This is a genomic window from Paenibacillus sp. N119s, from assembly GCF_059447605.1.
In genome coordinates this window covers 1-16,005 of sequence record NZ_JCAJRU010000107.1, presented here as the reverse complement: position 1 = coordinate 16,005, position 16,005 = coordinate 1, and the positions used below count along the sequence as shown (strand labels likewise).

19 protein-coding genes and 1 other annotated feature are annotated in these 16,005 nt (G+C 46.2%); all 19 genes read right to left on the bottom strand.

Features of this window, described 5'->3' with window-relative positions; translation table 11 throughout:
- A partial coding sequence (rpoB, locus tag AC5V8P_RS13765; protein WP_495473683.1) for a DNA-directed RNA polymerase subunit beta occupies nucleotides 1-2,199 on the bottom strand: 2,199 nt, incomplete at its 3' end.
- A gap of 356 nt (nucleotides 2,200-2,555) precedes the next feature.
- Complete coding sequence (locus AC5V8P_RS13760) at nucleotides 2,556-3,158, bottom strand: class I SAM-dependent methyltransferase (protein ID WP_064795935.1); 603 nt, start codon at nucleotides 3,156-3,158, stop codon at nucleotides 2,556-2,558.
- A gap of 148 nt (nucleotides 3,159-3,306) precedes the next feature.
- Entirely contained in the window at nucleotides 3,307-3,672 is a 366-nt protein-coding gene (rplL, locus tag AC5V8P_RS13755) for a 50S ribosomal protein L7/L12 (RefSeq protein ID WP_063211172.1), read from the bottom strand.
- Nucleotides 3,673-3,740: 68 nt separating this feature from the next.
- Nucleotides 3,741-4,244, bottom strand: a complete 504-nt coding sequence (gene rplJ, locus AC5V8P_RS13750; RefSeq protein WP_025715687.1) for a 50S ribosomal protein L10 — start codon at nucleotides 4,242-4,244, stop codon at nucleotides 3,741-3,743.
- A 73-nt stretch (nucleotides 4,245-4,317) separates the two neighbouring features.
- Nucleotides 4,318-4,469: a sequence feature (ribosomal protein L10 leader region), on the bottom strand.
- 68 nt (nucleotides 4,470-4,537) lie between these two features.
- On the bottom strand, nucleotides 4,538-5,230 hold the full coding sequence (gene rplA / locus AC5V8P_RS13745) for a 50S ribosomal protein L1 (protein WP_063211173.1): 693 nt from the start codon (nucleotides 5,228-5,230) through the stop codon (nucleotides 4,538-4,540).
- Nucleotides 5,231-5,317: 87 nt separating this feature from the next.
- Nucleotides 5,318-5,743 (bottom strand): 50S ribosomal protein L11, encoded by a 426-nt coding sequence (gene rplK, locus AC5V8P_RS13740; protein WP_007432595.1) that lies wholly within the window; start codon nucleotides 5,741-5,743, stop codon nucleotides 5,318-5,320.
- A gap of 73 nt (nucleotides 5,744-5,816) precedes the next feature.
- Entirely contained in the window at nucleotides 5,817-6,350 is a 534-nt protein-coding gene (gene nusG, locus AC5V8P_RS13735; RefSeq protein ID WP_007432596.1) for a transcription termination/antitermination protein NusG, read from the bottom strand.
- A 22-nt stretch (nucleotides 6,351-6,372) separates the two neighbouring features.
- Nucleotides 6,373-6,564, bottom strand: a complete 192-nt coding sequence (secE, locus tag AC5V8P_RS13730; RefSeq protein ID WP_063211175.1) for a preprotein translocase subunit SecE — start codon at nucleotides 6,562-6,564, stop codon at nucleotides 6,373-6,375.
- 20 nt (nucleotides 6,565-6,584) lie between these two features.
- Nucleotides 6,585-6,734, bottom strand: coding sequence for a 50S ribosomal protein L33 (gene rpmG, locus AC5V8P_RS13725; RefSeq protein WP_013373278.1), 150 nt, complete (start codon nucleotides 6,732-6,734; stop codon nucleotides 6,585-6,587).
- A gap of 332 nt (nucleotides 6,735-7,066) precedes the next feature.
- Nucleotides 7,067-7,711, bottom strand: a complete 645-nt coding sequence (gene sigH, locus AC5V8P_RS13720; protein ID WP_016324748.1) for an RNA polymerase sporulation sigma factor SigH — start codon at nucleotides 7,709-7,711, stop codon at nucleotides 7,067-7,069.
- A gap of 162 nt (nucleotides 7,712-7,873) precedes the next feature.
- Entirely contained in the window at nucleotides 7,874-8,395 is a 522-nt protein-coding gene (locus AC5V8P_RS13715) for an NYN domain-containing protein (protein ID WP_063211177.1), read from the bottom strand.
- 4 nt (nucleotides 8,396-8,399) lie between these two features.
- Entirely contained in the window at nucleotides 8,400-9,146 is a 747-nt protein-coding gene (gene rlmB / locus AC5V8P_RS13710; protein ID WP_063211179.1) for a 23S rRNA (guanosine(2251)-2'-O)-methyltransferase RlmB, read from the bottom strand.
- A 56-nt stretch (nucleotides 9,147-9,202) separates the two neighbouring features.
- On the bottom strand, nucleotides 9,203-9,661 hold the full coding sequence (locus AC5V8P_RS13705) for a Mini-ribonuclease 3 (protein ID WP_064795936.1): 459 nt from the start codon (nucleotides 9,659-9,661) through the stop codon (nucleotides 9,203-9,205).
- On the bottom strand, nucleotides 9,658-11,061 hold the full coding sequence (gene cysS / locus AC5V8P_RS13700) for a cysteine--tRNA ligase (RefSeq protein ID WP_064795937.1): 1,404 nt from the start codon (nucleotides 11,059-11,061) through the stop codon (nucleotides 9,658-9,660). The genes AC5V8P_RS13705 and cysS overlap by 4 nt, the downstream gene beginning before the upstream one ends.
- A gap of 23 nt (nucleotides 11,062-11,084) precedes the next feature.
- On the bottom strand, nucleotides 11,085-11,765 hold the full coding sequence (cysE, locus tag AC5V8P_RS13695; protein WP_064795938.1) for a serine O-acetyltransferase: 681 nt from the start codon (nucleotides 11,763-11,765) through the stop codon (nucleotides 11,085-11,087).
- 478 nt (nucleotides 11,766-12,243) lie between these two features.
- The gene (gltX, locus tag AC5V8P_RS13690; protein ID WP_064795939.1) at nucleotides 12,244-13,704 is read right to left on the bottom strand and encodes a glutamate--tRNA ligase; all 1,461 of its coding nucleotides are present in this window, start codon (nucleotides 13,702-13,704) and stop codon (nucleotides 12,244-12,246) included.
- Nucleotides 13,705-13,743: 39 nt separating this feature from the next.
- A complete protein-coding gene (ispF, locus tag AC5V8P_RS13685; RefSeq protein WP_063211188.1) occupies nucleotides 13,744-14,220 on the bottom strand; it encodes a 2-C-methyl-D-erythritol 2,4-cyclodiphosphate synthase in 477 nt (158 codons plus the stop codon).
- A complete protein-coding gene (gene ispD, locus AC5V8P_RS13680; protein WP_063211190.1) occupies nucleotides 14,217-14,915 on the bottom strand; it encodes a 2-C-methyl-D-erythritol 4-phosphate cytidylyltransferase in 699 nt (232 codons plus the stop codon). Before ispD ends, ispF begins: the two co-directional genes overlap by 4 nt.
- Nucleotides 14,916-14,984: 69 nt before the next feature.
- Nucleotides 14,985-16,005, bottom strand: a 1,021-nt coding sequence (locus AC5V8P_RS13675) for a PIN/TRAM domain-containing protein (protein ID WP_495473682.1), incomplete at its 5' end; no start/stop codon positions are given.

The window sequence follows — 16,005 nt, the reverse complement described above, 5'->3', positions numbered from 1 at the left end:
TCTATTTACGATTGGACGCTGGTTGATGCATGTTCCTTGGTTAGAACGCATAAATTTGTGTAATTTATACTTAACAATATCGCCTTTGACTTCAGCGCCATCTACTGTTTCAATACGACGCAGCCAAATTTCGTTAGCCGAAGAACGTTCAATCACCCCGTTGTACTTGGACACAACGCACACACCGGAATCTTTTGCAGACTTATGTTCCATCCCTGTTCCTACCAAAGGCGCTTTCGGAATCAGCAATGGGACAGCCTGCCGCTGCATGTTGGAACCCATCAGTGCACGGTTCGAGTCATCATTCTCCAGGAACGGGATCAGAGCGGTTGCGACCGATACAACCTGTTTAGGCGATACGTCCATGTAATCGACACGGCTACTTGCCATTGGAATAATGTTATCAGACTGCTTGTTATAGCGGACAATAACGATTTCATCCTTAAAGGTGTTTTCTTCCGTCAATTCCGCATTTGCCTGAGCAACGATGTAGTTATCTTCTTCATCAGCAGTCAGGTAATCAATCTGATCTGTAACTTTTCCAGTCTTCGGATCTACCCAGCGATAAGGAGCTTCGATAAATCCGTATTCGTTGATACGTGCAAAAGTTGACAAAGAGTTGATCAAACCAATGTTTGGTCCCTCTGGTGTCTCGATAGGACACATACGGCCGTAGTGACTCGGATGGACGTCACGTACTTCCATGCCCGCGCGTTCGCGCGTCAAACCGCCGGGTCCGAGTGCAGACAAACGACGTTTGTGTGTTAGTTCAGCAAGCGGGTTTGTCTGATCCATGAACTGAGACAGCTGAGAGCTACCAAAGAACTCTTTAATCGACGCAATGACCGGACGTATGTTAATCAGCGCTTGTGGCGTAATTACATTAGCATCCTGAATTGACATTCTTTCGCGTACCACGCGTTCCATACGGGACAGACCAATACGGAACTGATTTTGGAGCAACTCACCTACAGAACGCAAACGACGGTTACCCAAATGGTCAATGTCGTCCGTACTTCCGATTCCGTGAAGCAAGTTAATAAAATAACTGATGGAGGAAATAATATCGGCAGGCGTAATGTTCTTAACCGATTTATCGATATTTCCATTGGCAATCAGTTTTACCACTTTACCGTCTTCGATTGGCGAGAATACATCGATCGTTTGAAGCGGAATATCATTGCTTTCCAATACGCCACTAGCAACATGATACGTACGGTGTCCAACCGACTCTTCTAGTTGTGCCAAAATCTCGTCCAACAAGCGGCGGTCTACCATTTGCCCTGCTTCAGCAATAATTTCACCAGTTGTTGTATCAATCAGTGTCTCAGCTAGGCGTTGATTGAACAGACGGTTTTTGATGTGAAGCTTTTTATTGATTTTGTAACGGCCTACGTTGGCCAGATCATAACGTTTTGGATCAAAGAAGCGTGCAACAAGCAAGCTCTTTGCATTATCCAATGTAGGTGGCTCACCCGGACGAAGACGCTCATAAATTTCAATCAGCGCTTTCTCCGTGGAATCCGTGTTGTCTTTATCAAGTGTATTGCGGATATATTCGTCATTGCCGAGCAAATCCAGAATCTCAGCATCAGTGCCAAAGCCAAGTGCACGCAGCAACACCGTAACCGGAATTTTACGGGTACGGTCAATCCGGACATAGATAATATCCTTCGCATCCATCTCCAGTTCGAGCCAAGCCCCCCGGTTAGGAATTACCGTTGCGGTGTATGTTGTTTTCGCATTCTTGTCGACTTTTGTGCTGAAATAGACGCTGGGAGAGCGAACCAACTGGCTGACAATAACCCGTTCCGCACCGTTAATAATAAACGTACCCGTTTCAGTCATCAGCGGGAAGTCTCCCATGAATACTTCCTGCTCTTTTACTTCCCCGGTTTCCTTATTAATAAGCCGGACTTTTACCCGAAGCGGTGCCGCATACGTAACGTCGCGTTCTTTTGCGTCGTCAACGGTATATTTGGGTTCTCCGAGAGAGTAATCGATAAACTCCAGAATCAGATTTCCTGTGAAATCTTGAATTGGAGAAATATCCCGAAACATTTCCCGTAATCCTTCCTCCAAAAACCAATCATAGGATTTTTGTTGGATCTCAATCAGGTTGGGAACCTCGAGTACCTCATTAATACGTGCATAACTGCGCCGAGTGCGTCGACCATATTGAACAAGATGTCCTGCCAACTTAAACTCACCCCTCATGTCTACTCACTTTAAAAATACATTGCGAACCTCTGTTTGTGACCTTATAATAAGACACATACAAAAGATTCGATCTTACAAATACAGAAAAGCCCTTACTCGAATGCATTCGAAAAAAGAGCGACGTATCTGCAGAATCCTCTTACCGGAAGATCTTCATCACTTGTAGATTTGCCCAAAATGGTTATATTATACGTAATAGAGATAAATACTATACCCTGCTACGCATAAATCTATTGACATTTCAACAAACTAAAGCCATGGAGGGCATCCTAATACTGACATTTTATAATGATATCACAGCCGAGGATTCAAGTCAATAGTCCTATTGCATTTTTCTAAGACTTTTTTTCAGCCTTCAAAATCCGATACCCTTTATCCTTCGTAACTTCCTCTACGTAACCAAAAAGACTCTCTATTTTAGCGCTCGCCGAAGGGGCTCCCTGCTTCTTCTGAATGACCACCCACAAAGCTCCACCCTCGTTTAGATGCTCATACGCAAGCTCAAAAATGGTATGCACCGTTTCCTTCCCTGCACGTATAGGAGGGTTCGTTAAGACCACATCAAAACGTTCATGCCGCACTTCATCAAACAAATCACTTTGTTTAATAGTGACATTCTTAATCCCATTACGTTCCGCATTTTCTATGGCTAATTGTACAGCTCGCTCGTTAATATCAACCATCGTAACATGCCCATCTGGGACAAGCGTTGCCGCCGCCAAACCAATCGGCCCGTAACCACATCCTACATCTAAAACCGAGGCTTGTGCAGGAAGCTGCATGGCTTCAATCAGCACACGACTCCCATAATCAATTCCCTGCTTTGAAAAAACGCCTGAATCGCTGGCAAATCGATACGAACGCCCCCGCAGTACTGTTTCAAGGCTCCGTCGTTCATGCGCTGTCTCTGGTCGTTTGGAGTAATAATGATCCGCCATTCACGCCCACCTCTTTTGGTTGTACTACCATCATAGCCTTTACAATACCATTTCAGACCTGTTGGTATTACCGTTTTACAGCAACAAACCCCTTGAAGATCACCTCAAGGGGTTTGTTTTAGTTCATTGTCTGCTAGAGAGCAGTCAATTATTTTACTTCTACAGAAGCGCCTGCTTCTTCCAATTTTGCTTTAATGGATTCAGCTTCTTCTTTAGCAACTTTTTCTTTCAATGGTTTTGGAGCGTTGTCAACCAGTTCTTTTGCTTCTTTCAGGCCAAGACCTGTGATTTCGCGAACTGCTTTGATAACGTTGATTTTGGAAGCGCCAGCGCTTGTCAAGATTACGTCGAACTCGGATTGCTCAGCTTCTGCTGCGCCACCTGCTGCGCCACCTGCTACAGCTACTGGAGCTGCTGCAGTTACGCCAAATTCTTCTTCGATTGCTTTCACGAGATCGTTCAGTTCCAATACGGACATACCTTTAATTGCTTCCAAGATTTGCTCTTTACTCATGGTTGAACCTCCATTTAAATTCGTATTTTTTTGTTCTTAACTGCTATACAGCAGGTTTAATCCCTAACTTATGCGCTTTGCTCTTCTTTTTCTGCAACAGCTTTAACTGCAAGCGCGAAGTTGCGCATAGGAGCTTGAAGCACGCTGAGGAGCATGGAAAGGAGACCTTCGCGGGATGGCAGTTCTGCCAGCGCTTTGATTTCCTCAACACCGATCACACGACCTTCTACAACTGCACCTTTCAGTTCCAATGCATTGTTTTTCTTAGCGAAATCGTTCAAGATTTTAGCTGCAGACACTGCATCATCTTTGCCGAACGCGATTGCAGTAGGACCTGTCAATACTGCGTCCAGTTCAGTCAATTCTGCTGCCGCAGTTGCACGGCGGAGCAGTGTGTTTTTCAGCACTTGAAATTCGATTCCGGCTTCGCGAAGCTGCTTACGCAGCTCAGTTACTTGGGCAACATTCAGACCGCGATAGTCTGCAACTACAGTTGTTACGCTCTCGCGCAATTTTGCAGCTACAACTTCAACAGCTTCTTGTTTTGCTTGAATCACCTTTGCATTTGCCAAACTGTACACCTCCTGATCAATTTATCCACTTTGTTTGAAACACCCATTCTGGTGATCTACCAAAGTCGTTTTCCTGAGCATGAAAAAAGCCTCCGTAGAGTACGAAGGCTTGATAAATCTACATGGACGGGACAAGCCCGTCACATGAAACGTTCTATCATAACACCTCGGTAGGAAATTAAGCCCGAAGGCACCTACTGTCTACGGTAAGCATATTCAACTTTAATGGTCAGTCACAAGGACTCACAACTTTTACAGCATACCAGTTTTGATTGAATATGTCAATCAAAATATTATCTGTAAACAGATGCGTTCACACGTGCACTTGGTCCCATAGTCGAAGAAATAGCGATATTTTTCAGGTATACACCTTTAGCAGCCGCTGGCTTCGCACGGTTCAAGGCTTCAATCAAGGCTTTAAGGTTTTCGTTCAGTTGTTCAGCACTGAAGGAAGCTTTGCCGATTGGTGCGTGAATTTGACCTGCTTTGTCGAGACGGTATTCGATTTTACCGGCTTTAATTTCTTGAACAGCCTTGGCAACGTCGAAAGTAACTGTGCCTGCTTTAGGGTTAGGCATCAAACCTTTACCACCGAGCAAACGACCCAGTTTACCAACCTCACTCATCATATCAGGTGTCGCAACGCAGACGTCGAATTCGAACCAGCCTTGTTGGATTTTGTTGATCATATCTTGATCACCAACAAAATCAGCGCCAGCCGCTTCCGCTTCTTTCACTTTGTCACCTTTTGCAAATACCAGAACGCGTTGTGTTTTACCCGTACCGTGCGGCAGGACAACAACACCACGAACAGCCTGGTCTTGTTTACGAGCATCTACGCCCAGACGAACTGCAGCTTCAACGGTTTCGTCGAATTTAGCAGTTGCAGCCTTTTTCACCAGTTCAACGGCTTCCAAAGGCTCATAAGTCGCTTCGCTGTCAATCAGCTTAGCAGCTTCCAGGTACTTCTTACCATGTTTAGCCATTATCTTTTCCTCCTTATGTGGTATTAGCGGATATTCCTCCCACACTTGCCGGACAGTCAAACTGCCGGCACACGTAGATTAATAAAATTAATCTACGATGGTGATACCCATGCTGCGAGCAGTACCTTCAACCATACGCATTGCCGATTCTACGGAAGCTGCGTTAAGGTCAGGCATTTTTTGCTCTGCAATTTGACGTACAGCAGCGCGATTTACAGTTGCAACTTTCGTTTTGTTCGGTTCACCGGAACCTTTTTCGATTTTAGCAGCAACTTTCAACAGGACAGCAGCCGGTGGAGTTTTGGTGATGAACGTAAAAGAACGATCCTCAAATACCGAAATTTCAACCGGAATAATCAGGCCTGCTTGATCAGCAGTACGAGCATTGAACTCTTTACAGAATGCCATAATGTTGACACCTGCTTGACCCAAAGCTGGACCTACTGGAGGCGCTGGATTAGCTTTCCCTGCAGGAATCTGCAGTTTTACCATTTTAATTACCTTTTTTGCCATGGATGACACCTCCTTGACTCAATAGTGGTAGACGGACCTATCGATCCTCCCACAAGAAACCTGTAAGAAAAATCTATATTTTCTCCACTTGAGTATAATCCAACTCAAGCGGGGTTTCCCGTCCAAACATGTTGACGTGAACCTTAAGCTTGCTCTTCTCAACCAAAATTTCTTCCACGGAGCCCACAAAATTCGCAAAAGGACCAACTTTAATTCGCACGGATTCCTTAACATCGAATTCAATCTTCGGTTTCGGCTCTACCATGCCCATATGCTTCAGAATCTGTTCAACTTCTTCTGGAAGCAATGGCGTCGGCTTGGAACCCGAGCCTGTCGACCCTACAAATCCCGTAACACCTGGTGTGTTGCGCACAACATACCAAGAATCATCGGTTTGGACCATTTCGACTAAGACATAACCAGGGTAGACTTTACGCATAACGGTTTTTTTCTTACCGTCCTTGGTTACCAGTTCTTCTTCCATAGGAACAAGAACACGGAATATCTTGTCTTCCATGCCCATGGACTCAACGCGTTTTTCCAAATTGGCTTTGACTTTGTTCTCATACCCTGAATAGGTATGAACGACGTACCATCTTTTTTCCATATCAAGCCACCTGGAACCCTTCCTAGATAATCGCTTCGATCACAGCGGAAATGCCGATATCGAGAACCCAAAAATAAATCGTGACGAACGCAATCGTCCCTACGACAATCAGCGTATAGTTGGTCAGTTCTTTACGATTGGGCCAGCGAACTTTCTTGAGTTCAGCCCAGCTTTCAGAGAAAAAGGAAAACAGAGACTTGAAACTGCGTTTCACGCCGACTACACCTCCAAAAACTATCTGGTTTCCCGATGAGAAGTCTGTTCGTTACAGGACTTACAGAATTTCTTCATCTCCATGCGGTCGGGGTGATTACGCTTGTTTTTCGTCGTTGTGTAATTTCTTTGTTTGCAATTCGTACAAGCCAAAGTAATAATTACCCGCATGATGTGCACCTCCCGAAGACATCCAACACCGGAAGTCTCATAATTGATCCTAAAAAAACCGCGAATTTAGGCCTACCTAAAACACTTTATCACACGAGGTTTTCCATGTCAACGAATGTTTGCATACATTTCGCAGTCCCGGTCGTGGTGCATTTTAACATCTGTCCATCCTTTGAAGCTGTCCTCTGAAATACTGCCTCAAAAACAAAGCGATATCTATTATTCATCTTTTTTAGTATAAATCATTTACAACACTTATAAACCTGTACAGCTTACCCAAAACGAATAAAAAAAGACTCAAACTCGAGTCTTTTCTTTGTCAGCCTCTACTTTCAGCTATCCCTTACTTCCAGATACTTTTCAAGTTTACGCTTGACCCGTTGCAGCGCGTTATCAATAGATTTCACATGGCGGTCCAGGTCTTCAGCAATCTCCTGATACGAACGTCCGTCTAGATACAACATAAGTACCTTGCGTTCTAGCTCGCTCAGAATCTCGGACATTTTGTCCTCAAGACCCACAAACTCTTCCTGATTGATAATCAGCTCTTCAGGGTCACTTACTTGTGTTCCGCAGATCACATCGAGCAACGTCCGGTCTGACTCTTCATCATAGATGGGCTTGTCCAGAGATACGTAAGAGTTCAGAGGAATGTGCTTTTGTCGTGTAGCCGTTTTAATTGCCGTAATAATCTGTCGTGTGATACACAATTCGGCGAAAGCCTTAAACGAAGCAAGCTTGTCTCCCTTAAAATCACGAATAGATTTGTAGAGACCAATCATGCCCTCCTGAATAATATCCTCGCGATCAGCGCCAATCAGGAAGTAGGATCTGGCCTTGGCCCGCACAAAGTTCCGGTATTTGTTAATCAGAAACTCCAGCGCTTCCCCATCACCTTCATGGACTGCTCCGACAATGTCTTCATCATTTTTGTAATCAAACTTTGACAACATGATATCCTTGAGGTCCACACTCACTAACAATCCCTCCGGCTGCAACGCAAGGTACCCGTTACTCTCTCAAATATACGACAAGTATACGCGATGTAACCTGATACCGTCAACCACAACAACCTAAAAAAGAAGAGCGCTAACAAAATTGTCAATGGTTTCAAAATGGAGAGCATACCAATTACTGGATCACTCTCTCCTCCATCGTTCAAACAGTTTCCGAAGCTCTGGACTCAACTTGGCATCCAGCGAGTTACGGGACAATTTGGCATTATCCTGTTCAATCCGCTTCTGAACTTCCCTTTCAGATTCCTCAATCTCGATCAGCAATTCTCGTGCCGATACCCTGAGTGCTCCCTGGCCAAAGGCGACATGCTGCTCTACCTGATCACTTGTTGCTACGTAAATACTTCTTCTCTTGCTGCTCAGCTCACGGACCAGTCGCTCGATGCATTCGTCAGCTGTCTCTTTTTCTCTCGTAAAATAAATCTGGACTTTACTCTGGGCAAAGGTCTTACCTAATCCTGGCACCCTGTAAGCATCAAATACGACGATGACTCTTCTGCCGGAATACGCCTGATGATCCGCCAGTCGTTCAAGCAGTCTGTCCCTCGCTTCCTGCATACCAGATTGTACCAGTGCGGAAAGTTCGGGCCAGGCTCCAATCATGTTGTAACCGTCCACAAGCAGAACATCCCGCGTGTCAGCCATATCGTCAGCCCCGTGCCTGTCGTCCGCGCAAGACTTCGTACATAACGACCCCTGCAGCTACAGAAGCATTGAGGGAATTAATTTGTCCCGCCATTGGCAGCTTGACGAGTACATCGCATTTTTCACGGATCAAACGGCCCATTCCTTTATTTTCGTTACCAATGACAATCGCTACGGGACCCGTGAATACTCCATTCCCAAAGACAGGATCAGTCGCCGTAACATCCGTGCCAACTACCCATACACCTTCTTCTTTAAGACGGTCAATGGTTTGTCCCAGATTGCTCACCCGCGCCACCGGCACATACTCTACAGCACCTGCCGATGTTTTAGATACCGTTGCGGTCACAGCGGCTGAACGCCTTTTCGGCACTATAATACCGTGTGCTCCGGTGCAATCTGCTGTACGAAGGATGGAGCCCAAGTTATGAGGGTCTTCAATCTCATCCAGCAAAATCAAAAACGGCTCTTCTCCCTTAGCACGAGCACTAGCAAGCAAGTCTTCCACTTCAGCGTAGGCAAAAGGTGCAGCTTGCGCAACCACTCCCTGATGCTGAATGCCTGGAACCATTTGATCGAGCTTGCGCTTGTCCACCTGCAAAACAATGATTCCTGCTTTTTTTGCCTCAGCCGTAATCGGCAGTGTCAAGTGCTTTTGTGCATTATCAGCAATCCATATTTTATTTATCGTCCTGCCCGAACGCAGGGCCTCTGTTACCGAGTGTTTACCGGCAATCCATTCATCTTCCATCTCTAGCTTCCTCCCGGGAAACGGTTGATACTCAACCTATCCAATCCGTTCCCAATTTATGATTTTTCGGTATTTTCCATTTGTGCAATTCCGTAAGTAACCAACTCTCTCAATCTGTCCAAATGTCCATCACAATAAAGATAACCAATCAACCCTTCCAGCGCCGTGGCATGCCGGTACTCAAGCACATCAGCATTTTTGGGCAGGCTCCCTGATTTGGCATTTCTCCCTTGTCGGACAATATCACGCTCTTCATCCGTCAGCACTGTTTCTAGCAACCCCAACATACGGCTCTGTGCCTTGGCGGAGACAAGCTTTGTAGCTCGTCGATGTAAATGATTGGGACGCAGGTTGGGCTGTGCCAACAGATATTGCCGGACAGCCACCTCATACACTGCATCACCAATGTAAGCTAACGCAATGGGGGGCATCAAGCGAGCCGGCTTGGACGCAGGATACGGAAACCAGTTTCCTGCGCCTTCCACAGCTCCTGAGTTCAATGGATTATCACTCATTTCCGCCGCCACCGCATCCCCTGCGCGGTATCTTCAAGCACAATGCCCTTAGCAGCCAATAGATCTCGAATTTCGTCAGCTCTACCCCAGTTTTTGGTTTTACGAGCTTCGACACGTTCTGCAATTAACTGCTCTATTTCGTCATCCAGCAGTTCTTCACTCGGTTCTGAATAAATGCGAAGTACACTATTCATCGAGTGGAAGGTTTGCAATACAGCCTGTAGTTCCGCCTGATTGACAACATCACGCTGCAACAAAAGATTAGCTTCGCTGACCCACTCGAATACCGCAGTAATCGCATCAGGTGTATTGAAATCATCATTCATTTTTTCCTCGAATTGCCGCAATATCCCGTCAAGCTTCATTTGCAGCTCAGCCGACACTTCTCCATTACCTTCTAAAGCAATGGCTAAACGATGCTTTACGTTGGCGACTGCATTGGCAATCCGTTCGACACTATTCTCCGCCTGACTCATCGTCTCTTGGTTGTAGTTTAAAGGATTGCGGTAATGTGTCGACAGCATAAAATAACGTAAAGCCTCAGGCTTGTGACGAGCACGCAGATCTTTAACCAGAATACCGTTACCGAGTGATTTCGACATTTTTTCATTATCTATGCGAATATATCCGTTATGCATCCAGTAGCGTGATAATGGTTTACCCGTAACCACTTCGGATTGTGCGCATTCGCATTCATGATGCGGAAATTGCAGATCCTGTCCGCCTCCATGAATATCCAGTGTATCCCCCAAATAGTGGCGAGCCATAGCAGAGCATTCGATATGCCAGCCTGGGCGTCCATCCCCCCAAGGACTTGACCAGTAAATCTCTCCCGGTTTGGCCGCTTTCCAGAGTACAAAATCCTCGGCATTCTCCTTTCGTTCATCCACATTGATGCGAATCCCAAACTGGAGTTCCTCCAAATTTTGACCTGACAGCTGTCCGTAGTCTTTGAACTTTTTAGTACGGTAGAAGACATCGCCATCATTTTCATAGGCATAGCCTTTGGCTACCAGATCCTTGATAAAATCAATAATCAGCTCCATACTCTCCGTTACACGGGGATTAATGCTGGCAGCAGGAACATTCAATCCTGCCAAATCCTCGTGATAGGCAGCAATAAATTTCTCAGCAACTGCCGGAACTTCCATATCAAGTTCCCGAGCCTTGCGAATCAGTTTATCGTCGACGTCCGTAAAATTCACCACATAGTTTACATCATAGCCCAAATACTCCAAATAGCTGCGTACCACGTCAAACACAATTACAGGTCGAGCGTTACCAATATGAATGTAATCATACACTGTAGGTCCACATACATACATTTTAACCTTTCCAGGCTCCAGTGGCACAAAAAGCTCTCGGCTCCTCGTCATTGTATTATAAATTTGAAGCGACATCGTATGTTCCTCCCTTATGAAAATTATCCTTGTAATTTATTCTTTTGGGTTATCTGATGTTTCTGAGCAGATTGCTCATCCTTCAAATCAGACAATTCTGCTCGTAATCGTTCTATTTCCAATTGAAGAGCCCGTATAGAATCGACGACCGGATCAGGCAATTGGTGACTAAGTCGATCTGGACGTCTACCATCCTGTCTGACCACTCGCCCCGGGATGCCCACCACCGTACTGTTTGGCGGAACTTCTTTTAGCACAACCGAGTTAGAGCCGATGTTGGATTGCGCCCCAATGGTAAATGAACCCAATATTTTTGCGCCGGAGCCTATAACGACATTATTCCCAATGGTAGGGTGGCGCTTCCCTTTCTCTTTCCCAGTTCCTCCGAGAGTAACACCCTGATACAACACGACATCGTCACCAATTTCACAGGTTTCACCAATGACAACACCCATACCATGGTCAATGAACAGCCGATTTCCGATACGAGCGCCAGGATGAATCTCAATTCCTGTCATAAACCTCGACACCTGGGATATAACTCGGGCTAGAGTGCACCACTTTCGCAAATAAAACCAGTGTGCGATTCGGTGTGCCCAAAGGGCGTGAACGCCAGAATACGTAAAAACGACTTCCAGCTTACTCCGGGCGGCCGGATCATTATCCAAAACAGTTTGAATATCGGATTTGAAATGTCTGAACATGTCGCCCTCCTATTCCCTCCATATCCTTGCCGCATCACACTTCACATTTCGCCAATTTTCGTAGTCACCAGCACGCTTCGACATTTTTCAGTCTACAGCGTCTGAATCTGATAAAAATGAAAAAGCGCCTCCGCAGCCTAAGCTGCAGAGACGCATAAACGTGGTCCCACTCTGCTTCGAACATATCTGCTGCATAAAAACAGAGAAGTCCGTCTTTGGCGTCCTGTAACGGGAACGAATCGGCATGCCCTTGCCACATTAGCATTGTAGACTAACGAGGTTTCGGGCGCACGGCTCCCAGGCGCATTTCCTCCGCAGGTCATCTAGACGGCTTCCAGCCCGGGGTTTCCCCTCGGCCGTCCTCTCTGGCAAATGCCCTTATGCAGCGTACTTCTCCTGTTCGCAGCCTTTACACGTAAGTATCAATCCATATCAATGGAGTCATTATAGCGAAAAGACAACAAATTGACAAGAAATATCAGCCTTTAATTTGTGCCTTAAGACGGTCCAACACCTTGTTACGACCAAGTAAGTAGATGGTTTCGTTCAGGTCCCGCCCATGCGTTTGACCAGTAAGGGCCACACGAATCGGCATGAACAGCTGTTTCCCTTTAAATCCAGTTTCCTTTTGCACTTCCTTGATCAGCTTGGCCATTTGTGGAGCTGTAAATTCCTCGCTCGTTTCAACCTTAGCTGCAAAGGCTCTAAGTACATCAGGAACCTGCTCCTCAGCCAGAACAGCCGCCGCATCCGCATCCAACTCCAGATGTGAACGGAAAAACAACTCAGACAACGCTACAATATCAGACGCTGAAGTCATTTGTTCCTGGTATAAGCGGACAAGAGCTTTAGCCCAATCCTGTTGTTCTGCCGATAGTTCATTCGGTAACAGCCCTGCTGCCTGCAAATGTGGAATTGCCATGCTGGCAATCCGCTCAGGATCAGCCTTTTTAATATAATGATTATTTAGATAAGCAAGTTTGTTCGTATCAAATACAGCTGGGCTTTTGGACAAACGATTAGGATCGAAAATCGAAATCAGTTGTTCCCGATCGTAAATCTCTTCTTCGCCTTCTGGGGACCAGCCCAACAGTGCAATAAAGTTAAAAATGGCTTCCGGCAGATAGCCCAGCTTATCGTATTGCTCCATGAACTGAATAATGGATTCGTTACGTTTACTGAGCTTTTTATGATCCTCGCCTACGATCAGCGTCATATGACCAAAGCGTGGTGGCTCCCAGCCAAGCGCTTCAAAAATCATCAACTGTCGCGGTGTATTGGATACATGATCTTCGCCTCGTAGTACATGCGATATTTTCATCAAATAGTCGTCAACCGCTACCGCGAAGTTATATGTCGGAATACCGTCTTTTTTGACGATAACAAAATCGCCGCTTTCCTTGGAATTGAACGTAATTTGACCTTTAACCATATCGTCAAACGTATATTCACGATCTTCTGGTACGCGAAAACGAATACTTGGTACACGGCCCTCTGCTTCAAAAGCTTGGCACTGTTCTTCTGTTAAATCACGATGTTTGCCTGAATAACGTGGAGTCTCCCCACGCGCCGTCTGTTCTTCGCGCTCGCGCTCCAGCTCTTCCTCCGTGCAGTAACAGCGGTATGCCAGACCACGATCCAGCAAATCCTGCCAGTATGTTTTGTAGATGTCCAAGCGTTCAGTCTGGCGATAAGGTCCAAACTCGCCGCCCACGTCTATACTTTCATCCCAGTCCATGCCCAACCATTTCAAATATTTAAGCTGGCTTTCTTCTCCGCCCTCAATATTGCGCTTCACATCTGTGTCTTCGATGCGAATAATAAATTTTCCGCCTTGATTGCGGGCAAACAAATAATTAAATAATGCTGTTCTGGCATTGCCAATATGCAGATGCCCTGTAGGACTTGGTGCATAGCGTACACGAACTTCCGTGCTCATATAATCTCCTCCAAATAGAATTACTCAAGATGATAGCATTTACTTGATTAGACAGACAACCGATTGAGCTGCGATTCCCTCGCCCCGCCCGGTAAATCCGAGCTGCTCCGTCGTCGTCGCCTTGACATTTACCTGGGACGACTCCTCTGCTTCCAGCACTCGGGCGATAATTTCATTCATCTGCGGGATGTATGAAATCATCTTGGGCTTCTGCGCAATGATCGTAGAATCGATATTGCCCAAGCGGTATCCCCGCTCTTTAGCCAGCCCCCACACATGCTCCAGTAGCTTCAGGCTATCCGCGTCCTTAAATTCAGGGTCGTTATCCGGAAAATGCTTTCCGATGTCTCCCAAGCCAAGTGCGCCCAGGATGGCATCGCTAATGGCATGCAGCAGCACGTCTGCATCGGAATGGCCCAGCAAACCTTTTTCATACGGAATATGTACGCCTCCGATGATGCATGGCCTTCCTTCCACCAGCTGGTGGACGTCAAATCCTTGCCCCACTCTGATCATTTGATATCCTCTCCCTCTGTCTTTACCCATAACGCCGCCATATCCAAATCCTCAGGCGTAGTAATTTTGATGTTCTTGTAGCTGCCCTGAACGACAGTAACCGGGATGCCTATCCGCTCCACCAGCATAGAATCATCTGTCCCCAAGAACCCTGTCTGCTCCGCTTCCTCATAAGCCCGCAGCAGATCGGAAAGACGAAAAGTCTGTGGCGTTTGAATACTCCACAGACTTCGGCGATCCGGCGTTGCTGTAATGATACCATCCCCGTTCACTTGCTTGATCGTATCCTTTACAGGTACTGCCGCAACAGAAGCACCAGTACGCTGAGCAGCCTCCAGGCATGAACGTACAAGCTCAGGTTGAATCAATGGGCGCACACCATCATGCACCATCACCCAATCTGTTTGCAAGTGGCGCAAACCGCGATAAACCGAATGCTGGCGTTCACTGCCACCAGCCACCACCCGTACATTTTTGCTGATCTTGTATTGATGAATCCAGTCTCTGCAGCGTTCCACATCTTCAGCGCCAGTAACCATCACCATTTCATCCACTTCCGGCATTGCTGCGAATATTTCAAGTGTATGTATGAAGATGGGCTTGTTTCGCAAAAGCAGAAATTGCTTGCTCTCCTGCGTCCCCATACGGGAGCCGCGCCCGGCCGCCACAATCACGACTCCTACCTGATTGTTCATTCAAATAACTCCTGCCCTGATCGCCTTGGACGATCCGTATGATAACACATCTACTTCATCATACCTCGTTTATTGAGCTTTTTCCAATAATTTCGGTTTAGCAAAGATCATACGGCCCGCAGAGGTCTGAAGTACGCTGGTGACCAGCACTTCCATGAGAGAACCAATATAGTCACGTCCACCCTCTACGACAATCATCGTACCATCATCCAGATAAGCCACACCCTGCCCATGCTCCTTGCCGTCTTTGATAATCTGTACCATAATCTCCTCACCAGGCAATACGACAGGCTTTACCGCATTCGCCAAATCATTAATGTTCAGCACAGACACACCTTGAAGCTCGCATACTTTATTCAGGTTAAAATCATTAGTTACAACCTTACCCTGCAACACCTTTGCAAGCTTAACCAGTTTACTGTCGACTTCTGAAATCTCTTCAAAATCCCCTTCATAGATGAGTACATTCACGTCTAGCTCTTTTTGGATCTTATTCAAAATATCCAGACCCCGCCGTCCACGATTACGTTTAAGCAAATCTGATGAATCGGCGATATGCTGAAGCTCTTCCAACACAAATTCAGGAATCACAATGGTTCCTTCAATAAAACCTGTCTTGCAAATATCAGCAATACGTCCATCTATAATAACACTGGTGTCTAAAATTTTATGTTCCTCCAGCTTGCGTTCTTCTACATTTGTTCCCCGACCAAAAAAGCCTGAACTCCAAAAGGATGACAGCTCGTCCCTTTTTTCTAGCCCAACCATCAATCCCACATATCCGCATACCAAGGTAACCGCGGTCTGAATAAGCAGACCAGGTGCCCCCAGCCCTAAAAAGAGCGGGTAAACGGCTAAGGAAAGGATCAACCCCACCGCTAACCCGATCACACCTGCCATCATCTCATTCATCGGAATTCGTACCAAACTTTCAATACCCTGCTGCAATCGATTCGCCACAGATGCCCCTGCGAATGAGCAGCCAGCCATAAATAGCACCGCTCCCGCTATCATCCAAACAGCCATTCCTGGTAAAGATCCATCATTCAACCATTGTGGCATCCATGACACGAAGCCCCCTATCCGCTGG

What these genes read in the sequence shown, in the direction of transcription:
- AC5V8P_RS13760 (WP_064795935.1), bottom strand. Translation starts at nt 3,158, where the DNA reads ATGGCGGATCATTATTACTCCAAACGACCAGAGACAGCGCATGAACGA.
- rpmG (WP_013373278.1), bottom strand. Translation starts at nt 6,734, where the DNA reads ATGCGGGTAATTATTACTTTGGCTTGTACGAATTGCAAACAAAGAAAT.
- ispF (WP_063211188.1), bottom strand. Translation starts at nt 14,220, where the DNA reads ATGATCAGAGTGGGGCAAGGATTTGACGTCCACCAGCTGGTGGAAGGA.
- nusG (WP_007432596.1), bottom strand. Translation starts at nt 6,350, where the DNA reads ATGGAAAAAAGATGGTACGTCGTTCATACCTATTCAGGGTATGAGAAC.
- rplK (WP_007432595.1), bottom strand. Translation starts at nt 5,743, where the DNA reads ATGGCAAAAAAGGTAATTAAAATGGTAAAACTGCAGATTCCTGCAGGG.
- gltX (WP_064795939.1), bottom strand. Translation starts at nt 13,704, where the DNA reads ATGAGCACGGAAGTTCGTGTACGCTATGCACCAAGTCCTACAGGGCAT.
- rplA (WP_063211173.1), bottom strand. Translation starts at nt 5,230, where the DNA reads ATGGCTAAACATGGTAAGAAGTACCTGGAAGCTGCTAAGCTGATTGAC.
- AC5V8P_RS13715 (WP_063211177.1), bottom strand. Translation starts at nt 8,395, where the DNA reads ATGGCTGACACGCGGGATGTTCTGCTTGTGGACGGTTACAACATGATT.
- ispD (WP_063211190.1), bottom strand. Translation starts at nt 14,915, where the DNA reads ATGAACAATCAGGTAGGAGTCGTGATTGTGGCGGCCGGGCGCGGCTCC.
- rplL (WP_063211172.1), bottom strand. Translation starts at nt 3,672, where the DNA reads ATGAGTAAAGAGCAAATCTTGGAAGCAATTAAAGGTATGTCCGTATTG.
- AC5V8P_RS13705 (WP_064795936.1), bottom strand. Translation starts at nt 9,661, where the DNA reads ATGAGTGATAATCCATTGAACTCAGGAGCTGTGGAAGGCGCAGGAAAC.
- cysE (WP_064795938.1), bottom strand. Translation starts at nt 11,765, where the DNA reads ATGTTCAGACATTTCAAATCCGATATTCAAACTGTTTTGGATAATGAT.
- rlmB (WP_063211179.1), bottom strand. Translation starts at nt 9,146, where the DNA reads ATGGAAGATGAATGGATTGCCGGTAAACACTCGGTAACAGAGGCCCTG.
- cysS (WP_064795937.1), bottom strand. Translation starts at nt 11,061, where the DNA reads ATGTCGCTTCAAATTTATAATACAATGACGAGGAGCCGAGAGCTTTTT.